General features: G+C 75.1%; 18 protein-coding genes. 3 read left to right on the top strand and 15 right to left on the bottom strand.

Annotated elements, in window-relative coordinates; all coding sequences use genetic code 11:
* Positions 1–45 precede the first annotated feature (45 nt).
* Both SAM23877_RS35355 and SAM23877_RS35350 read right to left on the bottom strand, forming a co-directional pair.
* Positions 46–744, bottom strand: a complete 699-nt coding sequence (locus tag SAM23877_RS35355) for an antibiotic biosynthesis monooxygenase family protein (RefSeq protein WP_053125875.1) — start codon at positions 742–744, stop codon at positions 46–48.
* Positions 745–956: 212 nt separating this feature from the next.
* Entirely contained in the window at positions 957–2,432 is a 1,476-nt protein-coding gene (locus SAM23877_RS35350; protein WP_053125877.1) for an FAD-dependent monooxygenase, read from the bottom strand.
* Positions 2,433–2,599: 167 nt separating this feature from the next.
* On the opposite strand from SAM23877_RS35350, the gene SAM23877_RS35345 reads away from it, so the two are divergent.
* Positions 2,600–3,109, top strand: a complete 510-nt coding sequence (locus SAM23877_RS35345) for a nuclear transport factor 2 family protein (RefSeq protein ID WP_079029945.1) — start codon at positions 2,600–2,602, stop codon at positions 3,107–3,109.
* Positions 3,110–3,466: 357 nt separating this feature from the next.
* On the opposite strand, the gene SAM23877_RS35340 is transcribed toward SAM23877_RS35345, so the two are convergent.
* The 5 genes from SAM23877_RS35340 to SAM23877_RS35320 form a co-directional block, all read right to left on the bottom strand.
* A complete protein-coding gene (locus SAM23877_RS35340; protein WP_053125879.1) occupies positions 3,467–3,886 on the bottom strand; it encodes a pyridoxamine 5'-phosphate oxidase family protein in 420 nt (139 codons plus the stop codon).
* A gap of 420 nt (positions 3,887–4,306) precedes the next feature.
* A complete protein-coding gene (locus tag SAM23877_RS35335) occupies positions 4,307–5,830 on the bottom strand; it encodes a condensation domain-containing protein (RefSeq protein WP_053125881.1) in 1,524 nt (507 codons plus the stop codon).
* Between the two features lie 229 nt (positions 5,831–6,059).
* On the bottom strand, positions 6,060–6,869 hold the full coding sequence (locus SAM23877_RS35330) for a 4'-phosphopantetheinyl transferase family protein (protein ID WP_053125884.1): 810 nt from the start codon (positions 6,867–6,869) through the stop codon (positions 6,060–6,062).
* A gap of 271 nt (positions 6,870–7,140) precedes the next feature.
* Positions 7,141–8,964 (bottom strand): acyl-CoA dehydrogenase family protein, encoded by a 1,824-nt coding sequence (locus SAM23877_RS35325; protein WP_053125886.1) that lies wholly within the window; start codon positions 8,962–8,964, stop codon positions 7,141–7,143.
* Positions 8,961–9,845 carry an aromatase/cyclase gene (locus SAM23877_RS35320; RefSeq protein ID WP_079030615.1) on the bottom strand — a complete coding sequence of 295 codons (885 nt, stop codon included), beginning with the start codon at positions 9,843–9,845 and terminating at the stop codon, positions 8,961–8,963. The genes SAM23877_RS35325 and SAM23877_RS35320 overlap by 4 nt, the downstream gene beginning before the upstream one ends.
* 346 nt (positions 9,846–10,191) lie before the next feature.
* Here SAM23877_RS35320 and SAM23877_RS35315 point away from each other — a divergent pair, with 346 nt between their 5' ends.
* Entirely contained in the window at positions 10,192–10,434 is a 243-nt protein-coding gene (locus SAM23877_RS35315) for a DUF6059 family protein (protein WP_053125890.1), read from the top strand.
* 512 nt (positions 10,435–10,946) lie between these two features.
* Here the strand turns inward: SAM23877_RS35315 and SAM23877_RS35310 are convergent.
* The 4 genes from SAM23877_RS35310 to SAM23877_RS35295 all read right to left on the bottom strand — a co-directional run bounded on the left by SAM23877_RS35310 (position 10,947) and on the right by SAM23877_RS35295 (position 15,439).
* The gene (locus tag SAM23877_RS35310; protein WP_079029946.1) at positions 10,947–12,215 is read right to left on the bottom strand and encodes a ketosynthase chain-length factor; all 1,269 of its coding nucleotides are present in this window, start codon (positions 12,213–12,215) and stop codon (positions 10,947–10,949) included.
* Positions 12,212–13,483, bottom strand: coding sequence for a beta-ketoacyl-[acyl-carrier-protein] synthase family protein (locus SAM23877_RS35305; RefSeq protein ID WP_053125893.1), 1,272 nt, complete (start codon positions 13,481–13,483; stop codon positions 12,212–12,214). Before SAM23877_RS35305 ends, SAM23877_RS35310 begins: the two co-directional genes overlap by 4 nt.
* The gene (locus tag SAM23877_RS35300) at positions 13,480–14,259 is read right to left on the bottom strand and encodes a thioesterase II family protein (RefSeq protein ID WP_053125898.1); all 780 of its coding nucleotides are present in this window, start codon (positions 14,257–14,259) and stop codon (positions 13,480–13,482) included. The genes SAM23877_RS35305 and SAM23877_RS35300 overlap by 4 nt, the downstream gene beginning before the upstream one ends.
* Positions 14,260–14,617: 358 nt before the next feature.
* Positions 14,618–15,439 (bottom strand): AfsR/SARP family transcriptional regulator, encoded by an 822-nt coding sequence (locus tag SAM23877_RS35295; RefSeq protein ID WP_053125900.1) that lies wholly within the window; start codon positions 15,437–15,439, stop codon positions 14,618–14,620.
* A gap of 877 nt (positions 15,440–16,316) precedes the next feature.
* On the opposite strand from SAM23877_RS35295, the gene SAM23877_RS35290 reads away from it, so the two are divergent.
* Positions 16,317–17,324, top strand: a complete 1,008-nt coding sequence (locus SAM23877_RS35290) for an AfsR/SARP family transcriptional regulator (RefSeq protein ID WP_244902880.1) — start codon at positions 16,317–16,319, stop codon at positions 17,322–17,324.
* 16 nt (positions 17,325–17,340) lie between these two features.
* Here SAM23877_RS35290 and SAM23877_RS35285 read toward each other — a convergent pair whose 3' ends face one another.
* The 4 genes from SAM23877_RS35285 to SAM23877_RS35270 all read right to left on the bottom strand — a co-directional run bounded on the left by SAM23877_RS35285 (position 17,341) and on the right by SAM23877_RS35270 (position 21,250).
* Positions 17,341–18,180, bottom strand: a complete 840-nt coding sequence (locus tag SAM23877_RS35285; protein ID WP_053125904.1) for an AfsR/SARP family transcriptional regulator — start codon at positions 18,178–18,180, stop codon at positions 17,341–17,343.
* 409 nt (positions 18,181–18,589) lie between these two features.
* Positions 18,590–19,261: a helix-turn-helix domain-containing protein gene (locus SAM23877_RS35280; RefSeq protein ID WP_244902881.1), complete on the bottom strand. Its 672-nt coding sequence runs from the start codon at positions 19,259–19,261 to the stop codon at positions 18,590–18,592.
* A gap of 33 nt (positions 19,262–19,294) precedes the next feature.
* A complete protein-coding gene (locus SAM23877_RS35275) occupies positions 19,295–20,887 on the bottom strand; it encodes an acyl-CoA carboxylase subunit beta (RefSeq protein ID WP_053125907.1) in 1,593 nt (530 codons plus the stop codon).
* Positions 20,888–21,019: 132 nt separating this feature from the next.
* Positions 21,020–21,250 (bottom strand): acyl-CoA carboxylase epsilon subunit, encoded by a 231-nt coding sequence (locus SAM23877_RS35270; RefSeq protein ID WP_053125910.1) that lies wholly within the window; start codon positions 21,248–21,250, stop codon positions 21,020–21,022.
* Between the last annotated feature and the right edge of the window lie 1,260 nt (positions 21,251–22,510).

The raw sequence follows: 22,510 nt of genomic DNA, 5'->3' as shown, positions 1-22,510 counted from the left end.
CCGCCAGGCATGCGCAGCCCCTCTACGCCGTCCGGCGCGCCGGACTCACTCGCCGGCCGAACGCGTGTGCACGACCTGGTAGGTGTTGCTGTAGGGCTCACCGGCGACGACGGCGCGCACCCGGCCGACGGCCGCCTTGCGGGCCTCGTCCTGGTCCTGGGGGGCCTGGTCGCGGTAGGCCTCCCAGGCCTGCTTGCTGTCCCACTGGGAGTAGGAGATGACGAAGGCGCCCTCCAGGCCGCGGGCGCGCAGCCCCTTGAGGACGACGTGCGCGCGGAAGCCGGGCACCTGGGCGAGGAAGGCCTGGCCGGGGCCGAGGGCGTCCAGGGCCTCGTCCTGGCCCTGGGGGGTGACCGGGAAGACGGTGAAGACGGTGTAGTCGTCGCGGCCGGGGCCGATCTCGATCTTCCCGCCGAGGGCGTCGGAGGTCAGCGTGTGGGCGACCTCGTTCTGCATCAGCCGGATCGAGGTGGTGATCTCACCGAAGACCGGCAGCGTGCGGTGCTTGAACTCCTCGCCCGCGTACCGCTTTTCCAGGTCCTCGCCGCTGCGCCACTGGATGAAGTTGAGGGTGCCGTGGGAGTCGACGCCGGAGTGGACGGTGGAGGACATCCAGCCCTCGTACGTGGCCGCGTCGACGATCTTCGTCATCTCCTCGATCAGCTTGCCCTGCTTCTCGGGAGTGTCCGTGGTGAACAGGTTCAGGACGGTGAGGTGCTTGTCCTCGGCGGAGATGATGGGCATGGGTTTCTTCGCTTCCCTTCAAGGTGCGGACGGGGTGTCGCGGCACGGTCGGCGCGGCGCGGGGCCGCGCCGGGGTGCCGGCCGGGCATCGGACGGGATGCCCGGCCGGATACCGGGCGGATGCCGGACGGGATGCCCGGCGGGATGCCCGGCGGGGTGCCCGGCCGGGTGCCCGGCCCGGCGGAGGGCCGGGCCGGGGGCCGGGCGGGGGGTCAGGCGGTGGGGCCGAACCAGCGGTCCAGGGCGGTGGTGAGGCCGTCGGCGCCGGCCCCCAGGGCGGCGACCCAGGCGACGTAGCCGTCGGGGCGCACGAGGATGCCGTCCACCGGCGCCTCGCAGCCGTCGAACTCGGCGGCGACCAGGTCGACGCGGTCGGCCCAGCCGGCCGCCGCGGTGCGCAGGCCCCGGTCGCCGCCGAGCTCCAGGAGCACGGCCCGCCCCGGGCGCAGCAGCGAGTAGAAGGGGATCTTCTCCCCGTCGACGACCAGTTCCCGGTCCGGCAGGCGCCGGCCCAGCAGCGGGTGGTCGCCCTCGCCGACGTCGTGGCGGATGTCCAGCCCGGTGACCATGCCGGCCAGGTGGCGCTGCACGGAGACGTGGGAGCCCATGAGCTCGGCCAGCACCTCGCGCATCGGGGTGATCTCGTCGCCGCCGAGGTAGAGGATGCGCTGGGCGAGGGTGTTGGTCAGGATCCGCTGCCCCACCGGGTGGCGCTCGCTGTGGTAGGTGTCCAGCAGCCCCTGGGGGGCGCGGCCGCTGATGTCCAGGGCGAGCTTCCAGCCGAGGTTCACGGCGTCCTGCACGCCCGCGCTCATGCCCTGCGCGCCGATCGGCAGGTGGATGTGCGCGGCGTCACCGGCCAGGAAGACGCGGCCCTTGCGGTACTGGGCGGCCTGGCGGCTGACGTCGGTGGCGGAGCTCACCCACAGCGGGGTGGCGCCGCTGATGTCCTCGCCGGTCAGCCGCTGCCAGCTGTCCGCGACCTCCTCGAAGGTGATCGCCTCCGGGGCGGTGCGCAGCGGCTGGGAGCTGTCGAAGTAGATGACGCGGCAGCGGTCGGGGCCCATCGGCAGGACCATGACCATGCCGCCGGGGACCCGCTCGCCGCTGAAACGGGGCCGCAGCTGCACTCCGGCCACGTCCGCGAAACGCAGCTCGATCGCCGGCTCGGTGCCGGGGAAGTCGATGCCGGCGAGCTTGCGCACGCTGCTGCGGGCACCGTCGCAGCCCACGACGTAGCGGGCGCGCAGGGAAAGGGGAGAGCCGTCGGCGCCGGCGGCCTCGACGGTCACCGAAGTGCCGGTGTCCTCGATCGCGGTGACCTCGTACCCGCGGCGGACCTCGGCGCCCAGCTCGCGCGCCCAGCCGCCCAGGATGCCTTCGGTGCGGGCCTGCGGAATGCCGCGCGCCCCGTACGAACCGCCCTCGATCACCTGGTAGTCGAGCGGTACGCCGCCGAAGTGGCCGACCGGGATGACTCCGACCTCACCGAACCGGTCCATGAGGCCGCGCTGCGCGAACTCCTCGATGGTCCGTGCCGAAAATCCCAGCGCCCGGGATTCCTTAATCGGCTCGGCGAGTTTGTCCAGGACCACCACCGAAACTCCAGCAAGCCTCAATTCACCTGCGAGCATAAGACCGGTGGGACCGGCTCCCACGACAACGACGTCCGAATCGTAGAATTCCATCTGCCCTCTTCTCACTGGTGTTCCGCCAGTATGGAGAGAGAAAACGGCGGGCGTAAATAGGCGTTATTACAGGTCTTGTGCAGCGAACGGCAGAAAAACGTCCGGTACGTCAGAGCTTCGACAGACGGTCTTGCCCCGCAGAAGCCGGATGACGGCATTCTCGAACAATGACCTCCACTGTGACGAACGATCAGCCCGCCACCGGAGCCGGCTCCGGCTCCGGCTCCGGTTCCGGTTCCGGCGCGCGCGCCGAGATCGCCGGCCTGCTGCACCGGTACCTGCTCTCGCTGGACGACGAGGAACTCGACGACGCCTGGACCGCGGGCCTGTTCACCGACGACGCGGTCGTGGCGTTCCCGGTCAGCCGGCACCAGGGCGCCGACGGCATGGCCGCCTACCACCGCTCGGCGCTGTCGGCGTTCGCGGCGACCCAGCACCTGGGCTCCCCGGCCGTGGTCGAACTGGACGGGCCACGCGCCACGCTGCGGGCGAACCTGATCTCCACCCACGTGCACCACGCGCACCACGCACTCCCCCAGGGCAGCCTGCCCCCGCTCTTCGCGACGGGCACGTTCGTCAACGGCGAGGCCCGCCGCACCCCCGAGGGCTGGCGGCTGAACCTGCTGGCGTTCCGGCTGCTGTGGGCCGACGGCTCACCGCCGCCGCCCGCACGGTGACCTGACACGTCCGCGCGGCGGTACCGGAAGCGTCCGGTACCGCCGCGCGGACGTGCGGGGCAGGGTGCCCCGCCGCAGGGGCCGGGCCGGGCGCACCGGCCGGGGGCACCGGCCGGGGGCGGGTAGGTGCGGGAACCGCCGGGGGGGACGGGAACCGCCGGGGGCGGGCCTGAGAGTGCGGGGCCCGGGAGTTCAGGGGACCCGGGCGGAGGGCCGGGAGGCCGGGGCCCGAGGCGCCGGGATTCGAGGGCCGGGGAATTCGGGGGCCCGGGAGTTCGGGGCGGCCGGGAGTTCGGGGCGGCCGGGAGTTCGGGGCGGCCGGGAGTTCGGGGCGGCCGGGGGCCGGGAGTTCGGGGGTCAGGCGTTGAGGCTGAGCAGGTGGTCGACCGTGATCTCGATGACCACCCGGCCGGGCGGGGTGGGCGGGGCGGACCAGTACCGGCGGGCGTAGAGCCGGGCGCCGAGTTCCACCCGCGCGGGGTCGGTCACCACCGTGCCGGTGCCCTCCAGCGTCACCCACCGGAAACCGTCCACCTGGCACAGCGCCACCCGGCTGCCGGGCGCCGCGAGCAGGTTACGGGCCTTGCGCGAGGAGGAGACCGTCATCACCCGCGCGAGGCCGGCGGCCGCGTCCCAGGTGAAACGCACGGGGGCCACGTGCGGCGTGCCGTTGGGCCGCGGCGTCGTGAACGCGGCGACGAGCGCCGTACCGGTCAGGAACGCCTCGACCGATTCGGGCACCGTCACGGCGTCCGGGCGCTGTATCGACGGCGACATACGGGTGTCCTCACTTCCAGGGGCACTTGGCGGGGGCGTCGGGCGGGGGCGGCCGCCGTGCCCGGGCCAGCATGACGGCGTCCGCTCGATCCCCGCTGGATTGGCGGACGTGCGCACCGCACGAGCGGCTCCCGCCGGCCGGCGAAAGGGGACGGGCCCCGGAGGGAGCGGAGCGGGGGCCACGCCGGAGGGGGCCGGACGAGGCGGAGGGGGTGGAGCGGTGCCGGGCGGGGCCGGACCGGTGCGGGGCGGGGTCGGAGCCGGGCGGGGTGGGAGCGGGGCCGGGCGGGACTGGGCCGGATGCGGCGGAGCGGCCGGACGGGGCCGGATGCGGCGGAGCGGCCGGACGGGGCCGGGCCGGACGCGGTGGGTGGAGCGGTGCCGGGCGGGGCCGGACGAAGTGGAGCCGGGCGGGGGTCGTCAGGGTGGGGGGCCGGTGGCCGGTCCGCCGGTGACCGGGCCGTCGGCAGGGGGGTCGCCGGCGGGTGGGCCGGCCGGCGTCCGGGCCGGGCGGCGTCTGCGGGGTGCGATGCGCGGGAGTTCCTGCCCGGCGAGTACGTCCAGCACGTCGGCGGTGGTGGCGAGTTCGCCGGTGTGGGGCAGGTGGCGCAGCAGCCGGGCGCAGTGGTCGGCCAGCAGGTGCGCGTCGCCGTCGGAGACCAGGCTGCGGTCGTGGACGACGGTGCAGGTCAGTGAGCCGTCGGCGCCGCGGTGGACGAGCAGGGCGAGGGGCAGGCCGCCGGGTCCGGCGCCGGCGGCCCGTTCCGGTTCCAGACCGACGCCGGCGCCGGCGAGTTCGGTCCGTGTGTCGGTGCGCGGGCGCGGGGTGCTCTCCACCGACACCGCGCTCTGCATCAGTTCCCCGCCGGCCGCGCCGCCGGCCGTCCGGCCGGTCCAGTGGTGGACGAGGGCGGTGGAGACCCATTCGTAGGCGGCCATGTCCAGGGCGCGGTCCCGCAGCGCCTCCAGCAGCAGGCCCAGCGGCTGCCGGGGGTCCAGGCGCACCACCATCGGCAGGCAGTTGCGCATCGGTCCGGGCAGCCGCTCGGCGCAGTCCAGGGCGATGCCGCGTCCGGAGACGGTGACGCCGAAGCCGACGGCCGCGGTCTCCTGGTGTCCGGCCGCGCGGTACAGCAGCAGGGCCCAGGCCGTCTGCAGGGCGCTGGATTCGGGCACGGAGCGCAGCGCGGCCCAGCGGTGGAGCCGTGCGGCCTCGGCGGGGCTGAGCCGGACCTCCACCCGGCCGTGGCCCCGCTGCCGGGTGCGCGGGCCGGGCCGGGCCGGCACTACGGTGACCGGGTCGCCGGGCACGGCCCGTATCCAGAAGTCCCGTGCCGGCGCGAGATCCTGGCGCTGGAGCCAGCCCACCCAGTCGCGCAGGTCGGGCCGGCGCTCCCCGCCGGGCAGTGTGCCGCCGGCGAGGTAGGCGCGGCAGAACTCCTCCAGCAGCAGGTGCACGCTCCACGCGTCCAGCAGGGCGTGGGGGAAGGTGAGCACCACCCGTGTCACGGGTTGCGGGCCGCACCCGGCGCGCTCGCCGGCCAGGTCGACGAGGGTGACGCGCAGCGGGCTGGGGCGGCGCAGGTCGAAGCCGCGCCGGCGGTCGCGTTCGAGCAGCCGCTCGAAGCCGGCGGTGTCCGCACGGTGGTGGGCGACCTCGGCGCGGGCGCGGTCGTGGACGATCAGGCGCGGCTTGGGTCCGAGGACGAGGGCGGCCCGCAGCACGCTCTCGCGGTCGACGACGGACTGCCAGGCGGCGGTGAACCGTTCGGTGTCCAGCGGCCCGCTCCAGCGCCAGGTCAGCTGCTCGACGTGTCCTGCGGCCCGCCGGTGCTCGCCCGGGCCGCGCAGCAGGTCGTGCTGCGGCCAGATGACCGGCAGGGCCGGCCGGCGGGGCGCGGCGGGGCGGCCCCGCAGGGCATGCGGGCGGTGCTGCCTGGCCATGGGTCGCCCTCCTCGGGTCGCTTCCTCCTCCCGCACGGGCTGCGCGTGCGCGCAGGTCACGGGGAGCGTCTTCGGGCGCGGTGCTCCCCGGGCATCGTGGCAGGGGCGGCTGCCGGGGGGCTGACGGGGCGCTGACGCGGCTCGCGGCCTGCCGGAGAAACGCTTCTGCAGTGGTGGGGCGGGGGCCGTCGGAACGGGGCGGGGCGGTGCGGTGCGGTGCGGGGTGGTCCTACCGGGGTGCCGTGTCGGTCATCGCGGCCAGGAAGCCCTGGTCCAGCATGGTTCCCGCGGAGGTGTCCCCGGCGGTGCTCAGCCCGGCGTCGTGGCAGGCGACGCTGAGCAGGTAGCGGTCCATGACCGGGTAGGTGGCGAATCCCCACTCCCCGTCCGCGACGGCGCTGCCGTCGGGGGTGCTGAGCCGGCCGTCGATGAAGCCGAACTCCTTGAAGCCCAGGCGCAGTCCCTGTCCGAGGGCCTTGCTGTAGGCCTCCTTCAGGGTCCACAGGCGCAGGGCGCGGCCCGGGCGTTCGTTCTCGGGCAGGGACGCCAGTTCCCGTGCTTCGGCGGGGGTGAAGACCTGGGTCTGGAGCAGTTCCAGGCGTACGGGCCGCTCGGCGGGTTCCACGTCCACCCCGATGCGGCCGGTGCGGCTGAGGCCGACGGCGATGAGGTCGCCGGTGTGGCTCAGGCTCAGCTCGATCTGGTCGAAGCCGCGCAGGTAGGGGCGTCCGCCCAGCCGGTAGGCGAGGTCGAGGTCCTCGGGCGGGACGGCCAGGGCCGCGGCGGCCGTGTTCTTGATGAGCAGCCGGGACGCGGCGAAGCGGTAGCGCACCGCCGCGTCGGGGGTGCGCCGGTAGCGCGGCCAGTCGGCGCCGAGCAGTTGCGGCAGCCGCCGGGTGGTGAGGACGCTGGGCAGCCATTCGCTCCAGGTCGTGCACACCAGCGCGTTGCCGAGTCTGGAGAGGTTCTCCCGTACCCCGGGCCAGGGCCCGGAGGGCCGTGGCACGTGAAGGGGCACGGCGCACGTGACCCGGTCCATCGTCGTCTCCCTGCGTGTGGTCCGCCCGCCGGTCCCCCCGGCGGGCCGGGGTGGTCTGCGGCCGGGGCCGGCACCCCTACTGATGCCCGGACGTGCCGTGGCGGGCGTTCGGCGGCCCGTGCACGTCCCGGTTCCTGTGCGCTCCCGCGAGGGGCCCCAACGGGGCCCGCACGGGCCGGTACGCACCCCTACGGGCGGTGCGGGCCTGCGCTGTGCGGGGTGGTGCGGGGTGGTGCGGGGGTGCCTCCTTTCCGGTGCGTGTCACGGTGTTTCAGCCGGCCAGGGGGGTGGCGTACAGGTCGAGGCTGCGTGCGTGGCGGCAGCGTTGCAGTACTTCGGCGAGGACCGTCTGCTGTGCTTCGGCGGGCACCTCCCCCACCGGGGCGCCGAGTCTGCGGGCGATGCGGCTGAGGACGAGTACCGCCCAGGCGGGGTCGGCCAGGAAGGTGTCGGCTGACGCCTGGCCCTCCCAGACGCCCAGGCAGGCGGCGGCGGACAGCACCAGGGCGTAGCGGTCGGCGAGGGCGCAGGCCAGCGGGTCGACCGCGGTGCTGGAGGTGGCGGGCAGGGCCGCGCAGCGGGTGCGCAGCTCGCGCAGTTCCCCCACCAGGGTCTGGGCCAGGCGGGCCAGGGCGGCGTGCAGCGGGGTGGCGGCCGGCTGTGCGGTGAGGCGTTCGGCGGCTGCGATCAGGGTCGCGGCGAGCAGGTCGTCGGTCCCGGAGTGGGTGAGGCTTCGGTGTTCCAGCGGCGGCAGCGGGGCGCCCGGGGTGTACAGGTGTGCGGGCGGTTCCTGGGAGCGGAACCAGGCCTGGCGGGCGAGCGCCGGCAGCTGGGGTACCAGCACCGCCTGGCAGACGGCCGTTCCGGAGTGGCCGAGGCCGGCCACGGGCAGGTCCCGGGCCAGTTTCTGGAAGCCTCCGTAGAGCGGGCCGCGGTCGTATCCCCTGGCGCCCAGGACGGCGGCCAGTTCTTCCAGGTCCTCGCGCAGCAGGTCGGGCATGGTGTATTTGACGGCGGCGGCGAGCAGGTAGGCGTCCTGCGGCATGAGGCTGAGGGCGCGCAGTCCGGTGACGGCCATGGCGTCGCAGGCCAGCAGGTCGGCGAAGACGCCGCTGAGTGCTTTGTGCCAGCGCCGGGCGGGCTGCCGGCCGGGCCGGTTCTCGGTGGCGGCGCGCACGGCCAGCCGCAGGACGCCGTCCACGCCCGCCAGGACCGTGCCGGGGATGAGGCAGTGGCTGATCTGGAAGCTGCGCAGGGCCAGGGTCACGCCCTGGCCCGGGGAGCCGACCAGGGCGCTGGGGGGCAGGTGCACGTCGTTCAGGCGCAGGCCGTGGAAGCGTGCGCCGCGCATGCCGGGCATCTCCACCCGTGCCAGGCGGTGGACTTCGCCCCGGTCGGGCGGTCCGGGCAGCAGGAGCACCGAGTGGCTGGCGGAGCCGTCCTGGGGCGAGGTGCGGGCGTAGACGACGAACGTGTCGGTGCGGTCGGCGTTCATGACCGCGTCCTTGCTCCCGTTCAGCACGAACCCGCCGCCCGGGGCGGGCTGGGCGCCGACCTCGCGGCGCAGGATGGCGTTGGCGTGGGCGACCTCGCGGTGCACGATGGCGACCCGGCCGCCGTCGAGCAGGACGCGGGCGAGGGCGGCGCGCTGGGAGGCGTCGCCCGCGGTCCACACCGAGGAGGCGGCGAACAGCGAGGTGACGCCGAAGCCGTAGCCCAGGGCGAGGTCGCGGCGGAAGAGGGGGCGCAGGACGCGGGCGAGCTGTTCGAGGTCCGTCAGGCGTCCGCCGAGGTCGTGGGGGACGAATTCGGCGCTCAGGGCGTGGTCGGCGAGCAGTGCCTCGGTGGCCGCGGGTGCCTCGCGGCTGTCGTCGGCCCGTACCAGTGCCAGGTGCCCGTGCGGGTTGCCGGGGTCGAAGGGGTCACCGAGCGCGGCCTCCAGCCGGGCGGCGCGGGCGGGTTCGCCGCCGTCGTGCGCCGGGGCGAAACCGTGCGCCCGGGCGGGGGCGGTGCCGTCCGCCGGGGCGGGGGCGGTGCTGTTCGCGGGGGTGGTGGGGTGGGCGGGGGTAGGGGCCGTGCCGGCCGTGGCGGTCACAGGACCCGCACCGCGCCGCAGGCGTGGCGCGTGGCGTGTTCCAGCACGTGCCGTCCGGTGCGGGCGAGTTCGTCGCGCAGACGCCGGGCGGCGTCCTGGCCGCCGGCGGCGGCGTCGTCGCTGAGCAGGATGTGGTGACGGACGCTCACGTCGACTCCCGCGGGGTGGGATTCGATGGACCACTCCCCGGTGTAGGCGGCCAGCGGTCCGCTGGTGTGCAGATGCTTGTGCACGAGGCGGCCCGCGCTCGGGAAGGCGATGCGCACGGCCCGGGTGCCGGTGGCCGAGCGGCCGTCCAGGGTGAGGGTCTGGATGCCCGGGGTGTCCTCCCGTACGGCGAGCGGACGCGTGTAGGCCAGGTCCTCGGGCCAGTCCGCGGCCCGGTAGAGGAAGTCGAAGACGAGTTCGGCGGGTGCCTTGACCCGTACGGTGTCCTCGAAGGTGACCGCGAGGTCGTCCAGGCGGGTCCAGCGCTGGGCGAGGCGGGCCAGGCTGTCGAGCTGGGCGCGGCTGTTGTCGCGGGTGACGCGGGCGGCCCAGGCGACGTCGGCGGGGGCGTCGCCGGTGACGGTGAAGGCGTGTTCCAGTCTCACCCGGCACACGTCGCCGGCGGGGTGCACGCTCCACACGCCGGTCATCGACTCGAGGGGGCGGGCGGGCAGTTCCTGGCGGAACCGGACGCGCCGCTGGCCGATGTCCAGGTGCCGGCGCGAGACCCACGAGCTGATCCGGTCTCCGGCCAGCGCCCACATGCGCAGCCTCTCGCGGGTGCCGTCGAAGTCCAGTTGCTCGACGTGCAGGCACGGGGGGAAGAACAGCGGCCACACGGTGGCGTCCGCTATCAGGCCGTACAGCACTCCGGCCGGGGCGGGAACGCTCACTTCACAGGCCGTGCGGTGCACTCGCGTATCCGGCATCGTCCACACCCTCCGTCGTCCAAGGCGTCGCCGCCGTGCCGGGTCCCTGGCCGACCGCACAGGGGCCGCGGTCCACCGAGGGGGCGGGCGCGGCGGCCCGTTGTGCTGCGGCTGTCCTCGACCCTGTCCGGAACCGCTCGGGATCGGCCTGGGCCGTGCTCGGGTGTGCCTGGAGGGTGCCGGCCCGGGGGTGCTCGACCGCGGCCCGGTGCGTTCTCGAGGGCGGCGGCGGAGCGTGGCCTGCCGTGCGCCGCCGGTTGTGCCGGTGGGGGCGCAGTGGTCCCAGAAGCGATCCGGGGAGGTGGCAGGGATGGGGTTCTCGCGTCCGCGCCGGTTCATCCGCGGCCTGTGGGAGGGCCTGGTCACCTACGGAAGGCTGTGTATCGGGGGTGAGACGGCGCCGTACGAGGAGGTACGGCCGCAAGAGCTGTGGCGTGAGCCGCCCCCGGGGCATCCGGAGCGGGTGCGCAAGGACGTGCCCCTGACCGAGCTGGAGCGCCGCCTCGCCCGTGAACTGGACGGCGGCGCCCACGACGACCGCGACGCCGCGTAGTCCGCGCCCCGCCCCCTCACCTCTCCCCCGCCCCCCTCGGCGACGGGCCCCGCGCGTCGGCGGCCGAGGGGCCACCGCGCCTTGGGCTTTCCGTATCCCGGGGCTCCCCGCGTCCTTGGGGCTCCCCGCACCGGGGGCCGTTCCGGCGCGGGGCATGCGCCTTGCGGCTGCCGGCGTGCTGTCCCGGCGCGTTGTCCCGGCGTGCTGTGTACCTGCCGGCCGGGGAGTGTCGCCGCCCGTGGCCGGGAGCCCGCCGCACACCGGTCTCCCGGTGTGCTGTCCGGCGTGCTGGGTGCCCGCTCCCCCGGGCTTCGCCGCCCCCGTGGCCGGGGGGGCCGCGCGGTGGTCGCGGTCGTGGGTCTGTGCCGGGCCGTTCAGGTCCGCCCGTGCGCCCGTCCTGTGGTTTCTGGCGGGCTGTCCGGGCCGTCCTGCGTCCGTTTGTGCCGGGCTGGTCGCGGCCGGTGCGGGGCCGGCCGGGACGGTGCCCGGGGGCGGGGGGTTGGGGTGGGTGGTTATCCGGGGTGGGGTGCGCGCAGGACCGTGGCGGCGTTGAAGCCGCCTCGTCCGCGGGCGAGGACCAGGGCCACTTGGAGGTGGGGCAGCCGGCGTGGGGCGGTGACCAGGTCCAGGGGGCAGTCGCCGGCGACGCGTGTGGTGCCGGTGGTCGGCGGCACGGTTTTCGCGTTCAGGGCCAGCAGGGCGGTGGCCACGTCCAGGGCCGCCCCGCCGGCGCCGAGCCGTCCGGTCATCGTCTTGGGGACGGTGACCGGCACCCCGTAGGGGCCGAACAGGGCGCACAGTGCGGTGCTCTCGGTGCGGTCGGCGCTGCGCCGGCCGGCGCCGTCCGCGAAGACGACGTCGACGTGGGCGGGGGTCAGGCCGGCCTGGGCCAGGGCCAGTTCGGCGGCTTCGCGCAGCCGGGGCCGGCGGGGGCCGTCGAAGGTGGAGGCGCAGCCGGCGACGGTGCCGTAGCCGGTGGCGCCGCGGCGTGCGGCCGAGCGGGCGTCCTCCAGTACCAGCAGGGCGCCGCCCTCGCCGACGGTGTGGCCGTCGGCCGTGGCGGCGAAGGGCCGGTAGGCGTGGTGGGGTTCGCCGCTGGGGCTGAGCCGGCCGTCCGCCAGGTGGGCGGCCCAGCCCCAGGGGCACAGGGTGGAGTCGACGCCGCCGGTGACCATGAGGGGTGCGCCGTCGCGGATGCGGCGCCGGGCGCGTGCGAGGGCGTCGATGCCGCCGGCCTGTTCGGTGATGATGGCGGAGCCGTGGCCGCGCAGCCGGTGGCGGATGGAGATCTGGGCGGGGGCGGCGGCGTGGAAGGAGGCGAAGGACTGGTAGGCGCTGACGTGGGTGGCGCCCTTGCTCCACAGGGCGGCCAGGCCGCGTTGTCCGAACTCGGCGCCGCCGGCGAGGCTGGCGGTCATCACGCCGGCCTGGTTGCCGGCCGTCTCCTGGGGGCCGGCGCCCGCGTCGTCGAGGGCTTCCTGGGCCGCGGCCAGGGCGAGGCGGGTGCTGCGGTCGGTGGAGGGCAGGAGTCTGCTGGGGATGTGTTCCTCGTCGGCGAAGTCGGTGATCTCGCCGGCGATGCGCACGGGGTAGCCGGAGGCGTCGAAGCGGGTGATGGGGCCCAGTCCGCTGCGGCCGCTGAGCAGTGCGTCCCAGTAGGCCGGTGCGCCCAGGCCGTTGGGGGCGGTGATGCCGATGCCGGTGACCAGGGCCTGGTGTGTGTGCGGGGGGCCGTCCGGTGCCGGGTGGGGGCTGCGGGCGGGCGGGGCGGGGTGGCTCATGCCGCCTCCTGCAGGCGGGGCCGGGTGAGGACGGCCGCGGTGTGGAAGCCGCCGAATCCGCTGGCGACGCTCAGGACGGTGCTGGTGCGCTGTTCCCGTGCGAACAGCGGCGTGTAGTCCAGGTCGCAGGTGGGGTCGGGTTGATGGAGGTTGGCGGTGGGGGGCACGATGCCGTGCCGGATGGCCAGGGCGCCGGCCGTCAGGTCCAGGGCGCCGGCGGCGCCGAGTGCGTGTCCGATCATCGATTTGATGGAGCTGACGGGCACCTGGTGGGCGTGGTGGCCCAGGCCGGCTTTGAAGGCGTGGGTCTCGTGGCGGTCGTTGTGGCGGGTGCCGGCGCCGTGGGCGCTGATGTAGTCGATGTCCGCCGGGTTGAGCCGGGCCTGGTCGAGTGCGGCGCGGATGGCGGCGGCCATTTCCTGGGCTCCGGGGCGCAGGCCGGTCATGTGGTGGGCGCTGCTGTGGGCGGCGAGGCCGGACAGTTCGGCGTAGGGCTGGGCGCCGCGGCGGCGGGCGTGTTCCTGTTCTTCCAGGACCAGGACGGCCGCGCCTTCGCCGAGGACGAATCCGTCGCGGGTGCGGTCGAAGGGGCGGCTGGCGGTGGCGGGGTCGTCGTTGCGTGAGCTGGTGAGGCGCAGGCGGTCGAAGCTGGCCATGGTGATGGGGGCGATGGGTGCTTCGGCGCCGCCGACGACGGCCATGTCGGCGCTGCCCTCGCGGATCAGGTCGGCGCCGTGTCCGATGGCGTCCAGGCCGGAGGTGCAGCCGCTGGAGACGAGGGCGACCGGTCCCTGTGCGCCGCAGTCGCGGGCCAGGGCGGCCGCCAGTGAGCTGGGGACGAAGTAGTCGTAGAGGAAGTCGGCGGCCTCGGTGTGGTCGAGGTCCCAGGTGTTTCCGCAGTCGCTGAGGATGGCGTACTGGGTGGCCAGGGCGGTGGTGCAGCCGATCGCGCTGCCCAGGCTCACGGCGCAGCGCAGCGGGGCGCGTTCCACGCTTTCGCCGATGCCGCTGTCGGCGATGGCCTCGCGGGCGGCGACCAGGGCGAACTGGGTGATGCGGTCCAGGCGTTCGGTGTCGGCGGAGGCGAAGCCGTGGGCGGCGGGGTCGAAGTCGACCTCGGCGGCGATGCGTGAGCGGTAGGCGGAGGCGTCGAAGAGGGTGATGGGGCGGGTGGCGGTGCGGCCGATCGTCAGCAGGTCCCAGAAGCTTTTGGTGCCCACTCCGCCGGGGGCCACGACGCCGATGCCGGTGATCACGACGCGTTTCACCGTCGGCCTCCCGCGGGCTGGGCGTTCACGTGGTCGCGGCAGGCGCGGCCGACGTGTTGGGCCAGGCCGGCGGAGCTGGCGAAGAAGTGGCCGCCGGACACGGTGTGCAGTTCGATCAGGTCGGTGGTCCACTGCTGCCAGTGCCGCAGCGCGGCGGGGGCGGCGAGCGGGTCGTCGCTGCCGGCGAAGACCAGGACGGGGACGTCGACGGGGCCGCCGGTGACCGGGTCCAGGGCGGCGTTGCGCAGGGACTTGGCCAGGCGCAGGTCGTCGCGCAGTACGGGCAGGAAGGTGCGCCGCCACAGTCCGCCGGGGGACGCGGAGGCGCCCGGCGGCAGTGAGCCGATGGTGTCGAGCAGGGGCAGCAGGTCCTCGTCGGGCAGGTCCGCGCCGTCCACCAGGGCGGTGGTGGTGTGCGGGGGCGGGCAGGCGCCCACCGCCAGGAACAGCGGCGGTGCGCCGGCGTCGGCCAGGGCCCGGGTGAGGGTGTAGCCGACGAGGGCGCCCATGCTGTGGCCGTACAGGGCGTAGGGGCCGCGGCGGGCGGTGGTGAGCAGGCCCGGCAGCAGGTCGGCGAGGAGGTCGGCCCGGGTGGTCAGGCGTGGTTCGCGGCGGCGTGCTTCGCGGCCGGGCAGGGGCAGGGCGTGCACGTCGACGCCGTCACCGACCGCGCTGGCCCAGTCGCGGTAGCTGGCCACGCCCGCGCCGGCGTGGGCCAGGCAGTTGAGTGTGACCCGGGCGGGTCGCGCCGCGCGGGCCTTGGTACGGGAAGCCATCCGTCGCCTTCCTCGTGAGGGGCTGTGTCCGGCGTGCCGCGGGCGCGGCCCCGGCACGGCGGGGTGGGGCGCGGTGCCCGGCGCCGGGGGGCGGGGCGGGGACAGGTGCGCTGCGAGCCTCGCCCCGGCGGCTCGTGCGGCGCTCGACCGGCCCCCGGCCGCGGCCCTCCCGGCAGCCCCGGCCGCCCCGGCAGCCGGCAACCCCGGGACCGCACACCCCCGTCCGGCGGCCGGACGCGGCGGCCGGTACGCCGCAAGCAGCCGTCCGGGGGCCGGGCACGGCGGACGGTGCGCCGCACGGGGCCGTCCGGCGGCCGGGCGGGGTGGGGGCGGGGCGGGCGGGGGGCGGGGCGGGGGGTCATGCCGCGTACAGGTCGAACGTCGAGGAGCGCCGGGCTCCGGCGACGACGTCCAGCTGCGGGTCGACGGCGAGCATCGCCTGGTGCAGCCGCTGCAGCTGCGGGGAGGGTTCGACGCCCAGTTCCTCGATGAGGCGCTGGCGCAGTCTGCGGTAGACGTCGAGCGCGGCGGCCTGCCGTCCGGAGCGGTACAGGGCCACCATCGCCTGGGAGTGCAGCCCTTCGTGCTGCGGGTGGCGGGCGACCAGGTCGGTGAGTTCGGCGATGAGTTCCACGTGCCGGCCCAGGCGCAGCTCGGCGTCGATCCGGCGTTCGCGGGTGACCAGGCGGCTCTGCTCCATGCGCATCACCTCGATCTCCAGGATCGGTCCGACCCGTACGTCGACCAGGGCGGGCCCGTCCCACAGGTCGAGCGCCGCGCGCAGCACCGCGGCCGCACGCTCGTCCTCGCCGTCCTCGAACGCCTGCCGGCCCTCCACGACGAGCCGTTCGTACTGGAAGGCGTCGACCGCCTCGGCGGGTATCTGCAGCAGGTAGCCGCCGTAGCGGGTGGCGAGCACGTCCTTGGCCGAGCCCGGCACGTCGGGGCCCATGGCCGTGCCCAGCAGGCGGCGCAGCTGGAGGATGTAGGTCTGCAGGGTGGTCATCGAGCTCTGCGGCAGTTCGGTGCCCCAGATCTCCTCCATGAGGGTGGGGACCGGCACGACCCGGCCGGGGCACAGGGCGAGCAGCGCCAGGATCTGCCGGGGCTTGCCGGCGGTGGGCACGACCGAGATTCCGTTGAATTCAGCGTTCAACGCACCCAGGACTTGTATTTTCACGATTCCCTCCGCAAGTTGTCAGGGCGGTTGGTTCTGAGCCGTTGATAGAGCGGTTGGTTCTGAGCCGTTGATAGAGCGGTTCGATACTGTCGCGTCACGCCATCCCGTGTCATTCCCGCCACTCTGCGGCAAGAGGAACCGGACGTTTCTGAGACCGGCGCGCGAGAGGGGCTCGAGCACGTCTCGTTCGTTTCCTGGAGGACCGGGCACGACAGCGTTCGGGCGGGGCGCCGGTGTACCGGCCGCGGGGCGGTCCTTTTTCCGCGCCACAGCACGGCTCCGGCCACGGGCCGCGGATCTTTTTTGGCCTTCGGCGGCGCCGGCGGCGAAGGCCGGAGCGCGGAGGGGACCGGAGCCGGAGCGCGCACCGGACCGGAACACGGGCGGGCTGGAGCGCGGGGCGGGGCTGGAGCGCGGCGGACCCGGTTCGCCGCGGTTCCTGCGGCTGCGGCGGCCGGGCGTCCGGCCGTCCGGCCGGCTGCACTGTCCCGGCCCGGGGCTGCCCGCACCGGCCGGGCGGGGCCTGCCCGGGGCAGGCCGGGGGGTGGCCGGGGGTGTGGCCGGGGGGTGTGGCCGGGGGGTGTGGCCGGGGGGTGTGAGAACGGGGTGTTCTGGTGTTTGCGCCGGACCGGGGCTGCGAAGGGCTGAAGGGTCCTCGAGGATTTTTCCACAGCGGTTTGCGGGTGGCTGGGGAATCCTGCGCCTGAAACGGGGGTCGGCTAGTGTCCGGGCGGAAGGAAGTGCATCTGCTATTCGTGAGGGAATACCGGGGCCGTGATGCGGGTCGGCGGGGTGCGGCCCCGGGTGTTTCCCGGGCAAGGGCGAGATGGAGTTTCGGATTCTTGGGGCCGTTCAGATTCACGACGAGCGGGCCGGTGTGCGGATCGTTCCCAGGGGTGCCAAGCAGCGTGCGCTGCTCGGTGCTCTGATCGTGCGGGCCGGCCAGGTGGTGCCCAGCGAGCGCCTGGTGGACGAGTTGTGGGGTGCCCATCCCCCGGCGAACGCCGCCAACGCCCTGCAGGCCCATGTGGCGCGGCTGCGCCGCCTGCTGCCCCCGCCGCCCGCACCCGCGCCCGCACCGGGTCCTTTGGCCGGTCCCGCGTCCGTTCCCCTGCCCGGACGCGGGTCTGGGTCGGGGTGCGGGTGTGCGCCCGGGTCCGGGTGCGGGTGCGGGCCGTCGTCGCGTCCGTGGCTGGAGTCCTGCCCGCCGGGTTATGTGCTGCGGCTGGGGCCCGCGACCACGGACGCGCAGCGTTTCGACCGTCTGGCCGCGCGGGCGGGGGTGCTGGCCGCCTCCGCGCCGGGGTGTGCGGCGGATGTGCTGCGGCAGGCTCTGGCGCTGTGGCGCGGGCCGGCCCTGCACGGCAGCGGTCAGGGGCCGTTGTGTTCGGGCGGGGCGGCGCTGCTGGAGGAGCGGCGGCTGCTCGCCCTGGAGTCGCTGTTCGATGCGAGCCTGCGGGCGGACCGCGGTGCGGAGATCACCGGTGAGCTGCAGGAGCTGGTGGCCGTCCATCCGCTGCGTGAGCGTTTCCAGGAGCAGCTGATGGCGGCGCTGGAGCTCTGCGGGCGCCGCGCGGAGGCGCTGGGCGCCTATGAGCGGGCGCGCCGGCGGCTGGCCCGGGAGCTGGGGGTGGGGCCGGGTGCGGTGCTGCGCGGGCGCAGGGAGGCGATCCTGCACGGCACCGCACCCGGCCCCGGCACCGGCACCGGGCCGGGTTCCGGCAGCGGGCCGGGCACCGGGCCGGGGATGGAGGAGGGGGGTGCGGGGGCCGTGGGCGCGGAGCTGGAGTGTCTGCGCGCTCATGTGGAGCTGCTGCGCCGGGAGCAGCGGGAGCTGTCGGGGCGCATCGCCCGGCTGACGGCACGTCATGGGTGGGGCCCGTGACGGAGGGTGCGGGGTGTCAGCGGGTGACGAGGCGGGTGCCGGCGCCGCCGGTGGCGCCGGGGGCGGCGCCGGCGGGTGCTTCGGGGCGGGCGACGAGGATGGAGCGCTGGAGGCGGCTGAGCGCGGCGGAGGGTTCCAGGCCCAGTTCGCTGACGAGGGTGCTGCGCAGCCGCTGGTAGACGTTGAGGGCTTCACCGCGGCGGCCGGAGCGGTGCAGGGCGAGCATGAACTGTCCGTGCAGGCTCTCGTGCATCCGGTACTGGCTGACCAGCACCGTCAGTTCGGACAGCAGCTCGCGGTGGCGTCCCAGGCGCAGGTCCGCCTCGATGCGCTGGTCCAGGGCGCACAGCCGGGCTTCCTCCAGCCGTTTGATCTCGGTGTCGATGAGCAGGCCGGCCTGGATGTCGGTCAGGGCGTGCCCGTTCCACAGGCCCAGTGCGTCGGCCAGCCGGCGGGCGGCGCCGGTGTAGTCCTCGGCGTCCATGGCGCGGTAGCCGGCGCCCGCGCGCTGGTCGAACTCCCGGTAGTCGACGTGTCCGCCGCGGGTGTGCAGGCGGTAGCCGCCCGGGACGGTGGCCAGGACGTCCTTGGCGGTGCAGCGCTCGCCCGCGCCGGCGCCGTGGGCGAGGGCCTGGGCGATCAGTTCGCGCAGCTGCAGGACGTAGGTCTGCAGCGTGGTGCGCGCGCTGCGCGGGGGCCGCTCGCCCCACAGCTCGTCGATGAGCGCGCTCACCGGGACCACCTGGTCGGCGTTGAGGGCGAGCAGGGCCAAGACCTGACGCGGTTTGGGAGCGGTCGGCACGACCGGTACCCCGTGCTCGCGCACCGACAGCGTCCCCAGCACTTCGACGTCCACGTTTCCCCCATGAGTCAGGCCGCAGGCCGGGTGATCCGCCTGGTGCGTCCCCCCGGTGACCGGGGACCGGTGCGCGGCTCCAGCCCTGATAAAAAAACAGCACAGTCGGTTTGTCAATGTGAGTCCGCCGTGCTGCCCCGCGACCGCCCCGATCCGGTCAGAACGTGATCGAACACCTGCCCACCTCCCGCCCGTGAGCAGGCAGTCTCGCTGCGTGAACCGACGGTGATGCGCCACCGGGAGGCGAAAGCACGTCCTGTCCAGCGGAAGGAGACGTTGGCCGAAAAGATGCGGCGGATACGGCGGGCGGGCCCGGGGGTCTGCGGGCAGGGGGAAGCGCCCCTTCCTGCGGATATGACCGGATCGCACAGGATCAGGGGGCACGGGGAACAGACCTTGCGGTCTTATTTCAGCGGGGAAAGGAGCCGTGGGCCTCCAGCGCCCCGAGGGCGGGGCCGGGGGCGAGGGCGGGCAGGAGCAGTCTCCAGAACTGGGCGACCGTCCGCCTGGACAGCCACGCCTCGTCCCGCGTGCCGAGCACCTCCAGGCCCACGGTGACGGCCACCACGGCGGCCACCACACCCTCGCGGGCCACGCTCTCGCGCAGCTCCCCCCGGCGCTCCGCGGCGTCGACCATGGCCGTCACCCACGTGTGCCAGCGCAGCCGCAGGTCGGTGCGCGCCGGGCGGCCCGCCTCCCCGCTCAGCTCGAAACCCGCCCGCAGGACGACGTCCTGCTGCAGCCGGCGGGCGAGTTCATGGGTGGCGTCGACCAGGCGCTGCAGGGTGCTGGTGTCCCGGCGCCCGCCGGCACCGGCACCGGAGCCGGGACCACGGCCGGAGCCGGAGCCGTGACCAGAGCCGGGGCCGGGGCCGGGACCGGGGCCGGTGATGGTCTGCAGGACGCCGGCGGCCGCGTGCTCCACCGCGTCGGCCAGCACCGCCTTGCTGGCGAAGTGGAAGTGCAGTGCGCCGTTGCTCACGCCCGCCCTGGAACTGATCAGGGTGAGCGAGGCGGCGGTGAAGCCCTCGTGGTGGAAGACCTCGGCCGCGGACCTGATGAGCGCCTCGCGCGTACGCACTGCACGTTCCTGTCTGACCATCGCTCGCTTCCGTCACTGCGGTGGGTTGCCGTGCTTCCGGGACGGCACGTCGGCGTGCTTGGTGCGCAGCATCGCCAGGGACCGGATGAGCACCTCACGGGTCTCGGCGGGATCGATGACGTCGTCCACCAGACCGCGCTCGGCCGCGTAGTAGGGGTGCATCAGCTCGGCCCTGTACTCCTTGACCATCTTCTGGCGCATCGCCTCGGGGTCCGGTGCGGCGGCGATCTGGCGGCGGAAGATGACGCCCGCGGCGCCCTCTGCGCCCATCACGGCGATCTCGTTGGCCGGCCAGGCGAAGGTCAGGTCCGCGCCGGTGGACTGGGAGTCCATGACGATGTAGGCACCCCCGTAGGCCTTGCGCAGGATCAGGGAGATGCGGGGCACGGTCGCGTTGCAGTACGCGTACAGCAGCTTGGCGCCGTGGCGGATGATGCCGCCGTGCTCCTGGTCCACGCCCGGCAGGAAGCCGGGCACGTCCACCAGCGTGATGACCGGGATGTTGAAGGCGTCGCACATCTGCACGAACCGGGCGGCCTTCTCCGAGGCCTCGATGTCCAGCACGCCGGCCAGGGCGCTGGGCTGGTTGGCGACGATGCCCACCACCTGGCCGCCCAGACGGGACAGGGCGCAGATGATGTTGCGGGCCCAGCCCTCGTGGACCTCCAGGTACTCGCCGTCGTCGACGATCTCCCCGATGACCTCGGTCATGTCGTAGGGGCGGCTGCCGTCGGCGGGCACCAGGTCCACCAGCGCCTCGCCGCGCCGGCCGGCCGGGTCCGAGCAGGGCACGCAGGGCGGGTACTCCCGGTTGTTCTGCGGCAGCAGGGAGAGGAGGTAGCGGACCTCGGCCAGGCAGGTCTCCTCGTCGTCGTAGGCGAAGTGCGCCACGCCGGAGGTGCCGGCGTGCACGTCGGCGCCGCCCAGGCCGTTCTGGGTGATCTCCTCGCCGGTGACGGCCTTGACCACGTCCGGGCCGGTGATGAACATCTGCGAGGTGTCGCGGACCATGAACACGAAGTCCGTCAGCGCCGGGCTGTAGGCCGCGCCGCCCGCGCACGGGCCCAGCATCACGCTGATCTGCGGGATGACACCCGAGGCACGGGTGTTGCGCTGGAAGATGCCGCCGTAGCCGGCCAGGGCGGACACACCCTCCTGGATACGCGCGCCCGCGCCGTCGTTGAGGGAGACCAGCGGCGCACCGGCCGCGATGGCCATGTCCATGATCTTGTGGATCTTCGTGGCGTGGGCCTCGCCCAGCGCACCGCCGAAGATCCGGAAGTCGTGCGCGTAGACGAAGACGGTACGGCCCTCCACCGTGCCCCAGCCGGTGACCACCCCGTCGGTGTAGGGCTTCTTCGCCTCCAGGCCGAACCCGCTCGCCCGGTGCCGGCGCAGCTGCTCGACCTCCTGGAACGAACCCGCGTCCAGCAGCAGAGCGATCCGCTCCCGCGCGGTCAGCTTGCCCTTGGCGTGCTGCGCCGCCGTCGCCTTCTCACTCGGCCCGGCCACCGCCTGCGCACGGATCCCGTGCAGCTCCGCCACACGGCCGCGCGCGCCGACGAGCGCCGCGGACACCTGGGGAACGTCATTGAGGACTGTCACGATGCCTCCCTCCTCACGGCGCGGCCAGCCACCCCCAGCATAACGAACCGTCCGTGCGGTTTTTAGTGGGGGTGGGTGGTACGCGCATGAATCAGCCATGAAAGTGCCGGCCGGCGGCCGGCGCCGGCCGGCCTACCGCCAGCTGTACGGGGAGCGGTAGGCCGCGGCAGAACGCTCCGGACGCCACGGCGGGACATCCGCCGCCGTCCCCTGCGCCCCGCCCGGCGGGACCTCGGGCGCATCGCCCGCCGCGTCCTCGCACCGGGCGGCCAGCACCGCGCACAAAACGACGGTGACCGCGGCCAGTTCCTCCTCGCCGGCCGCACCCCGCACGATCCGCAGTGCACTGTCCGCATGCCCCATGTCCGCTCCTTCCGACCCCGGCCACCGTCCGGCAGCCCGCTACAGGAGCACTCACGTACCGGTCGAGAGCCACCACACGACACACCCCCACCCGCACACCGCCACGCCCGGCCGCACACCCGCACGCCCGCACGCCCGCCCGCCTGCACACCGGCCCATCCGCACACCCGCGCGCCCGCACACCGGCCCATCCGCACGCCGGCACACCGGCACACCGGCACACCGGACGCGTACGGCAGCCTGACGCACCCGAACGACGAGGCCCGCCCCCGGGCAGACGCGGCGGCGCCCGCGGCAGCCGGGGCACCGTGCGCGTACACCCGCCGGCGCCGGTCGCCCTGCCCGCGCCGTACCGGCCCCCGGACACGGGACAGCCGCAAGGCCGGCACGCGGACGCGGCACGGGCACGCGGCACGGGCACGGGGGCGGGGGCTGGCACGGGGGCTGGAACTGCGGCGCGGGCAAGGCGGCCGGCGCGAGCACGCACGGCAGGCACGAGGGCGGGCGGCGTGAGGGCGAGTGGGCGCCCGGGGCGCGGGGACGGACGGCAGGCACGAGGTGACCGGCGCGAGCACGGACGGGCGGTCGCATGCGGGTGACGGCCGCGGAGGCGGCCGGCACGGGCGCGAGGGGCGGGCGGCGCGGGCAAGGTGACCGGCGCGAGCACGGACGGGCGGTCGCATGCGGGTGACGGCTGCGGGGGCGGGCGGCAGGCGCGAGGGCGGGCGGCCGGCACGGGCGCGAGGGGCGGACAGCGCGGGCAAGGTGACTGGCGCGGGGGTGGGGACGGCTGGGCGGGCCATCCAGGTGACGGTCGCGGAGGCGGACGCCCAGGCGCGAGGGCGGGCGGCCGGCACGGGCGCGAGGGGCGGGCGGCGCGGGCAAGGTGACCGGCGCGAGCACGCCCGGCAGGCACGGGTACGGCCGGGCGGGCGCACGCGGGGACGGCCCGCCAGGGCAGACGGCAGGGGGGCGGCGCGCACCCAGGTGGCCGGCGCTAGGGCGGGCGGCGGGGGCGGGCGGCAGGCGCACGCACGTGTGCCAGGCGCACACCGGCGACGGCCGCACGCACGGGCGGCAGACGCACACCGGCGAGGGCCGCGGGGCCGGACGCCAGACGCACCCACAGGGGGGCGGGCAGGCCCCTGCGCGGGCGGCAGACGCGAGGACAGGGGGCGGCAGGCACGCACAGGCGGCAGCCACACCCCCGTGGGGCAGACGCGCGACAGGAAGCGGGCAGACGCACGCGCGGGCGGGTGG

The organism is Streptomyces ambofaciens ATCC 23877, assembly GCF_001267885.1.
Classification (GTDB): Bacteria; Actinomycetota; Actinomycetes; order Streptomycetales; family Streptomycetaceae; genus Streptomyces; species Streptomyces ambofaciens.
Note: the sequence above shows the minus strand (reverse complement) of the source record. Positions and strands in the feature narration are given on the sequence as shown.

Coding starts and splice junctions, on each gene's coding strand:
- SAM23877_RS35355 (WP_053125875.1), bottom strand. CDS start 744: ATGCCCATCATCTCCGCCGAGGACAAGCACCTCACCGTCCTGAACCTG.
- SAM23877_RS35350 (WP_053125877.1), bottom strand. CDS start 2,432: ATGGAATTCTACGATTCGGACGTCGTTGTCGTGGGAGCCGGTCCCACC.
- SAM23877_RS35345 (WP_079029945.1), top strand. CDS start 2,600: ATGACCTCCACTGTGACGAACGATCAGCCCGCCACCGGAGCCGGCTCC.
- SAM23877_RS35340 (WP_053125879.1), bottom strand. CDS start 3,886: ATGTCGCCGTCGATACAGCGCCCGGACGCCGTGACGGTGCCCGAATCG.
- SAM23877_RS35335 (WP_053125881.1), bottom strand. CDS start 5,830: ATGGCCAGGCAGCACCGCCCGCATGCCCTGCGGGGCCGCCCCGCCGCG.
- SAM23877_RS35330 (WP_053125884.1), bottom strand. CDS start 6,869: ATGGACCGGGTCACGTGCGCCGTGCCCCTTCACGTGCCACGGCCCTCC.
- SAM23877_RS35315 (WP_053125890.1), top strand. CDS start 10,192: ATGGGGTTCTCGCGTCCGCGCCGGTTCATCCGCGGCCTGTGGGAGGGC.
- SAM23877_RS35310 (WP_079029946.1), bottom strand. CDS start 12,215: ATGAGCCACCCCGCCCCGCCCGCCCGCAGCCCCCACCCGGCACCGGAC.
- SAM23877_RS35300 (WP_053125898.1), bottom strand. CDS start 14,259: ATGGCTTCCCGTACCAAGGCCCGCGCGGCGCGACCCGCCCGGGTCACA.
- SAM23877_RS35270 (WP_053125910.1), bottom strand. CDS start 21,250: ATGGGGCATGCGGACAGTGCACTGCGGATCGTGCGGGGTGCGGCCGGC.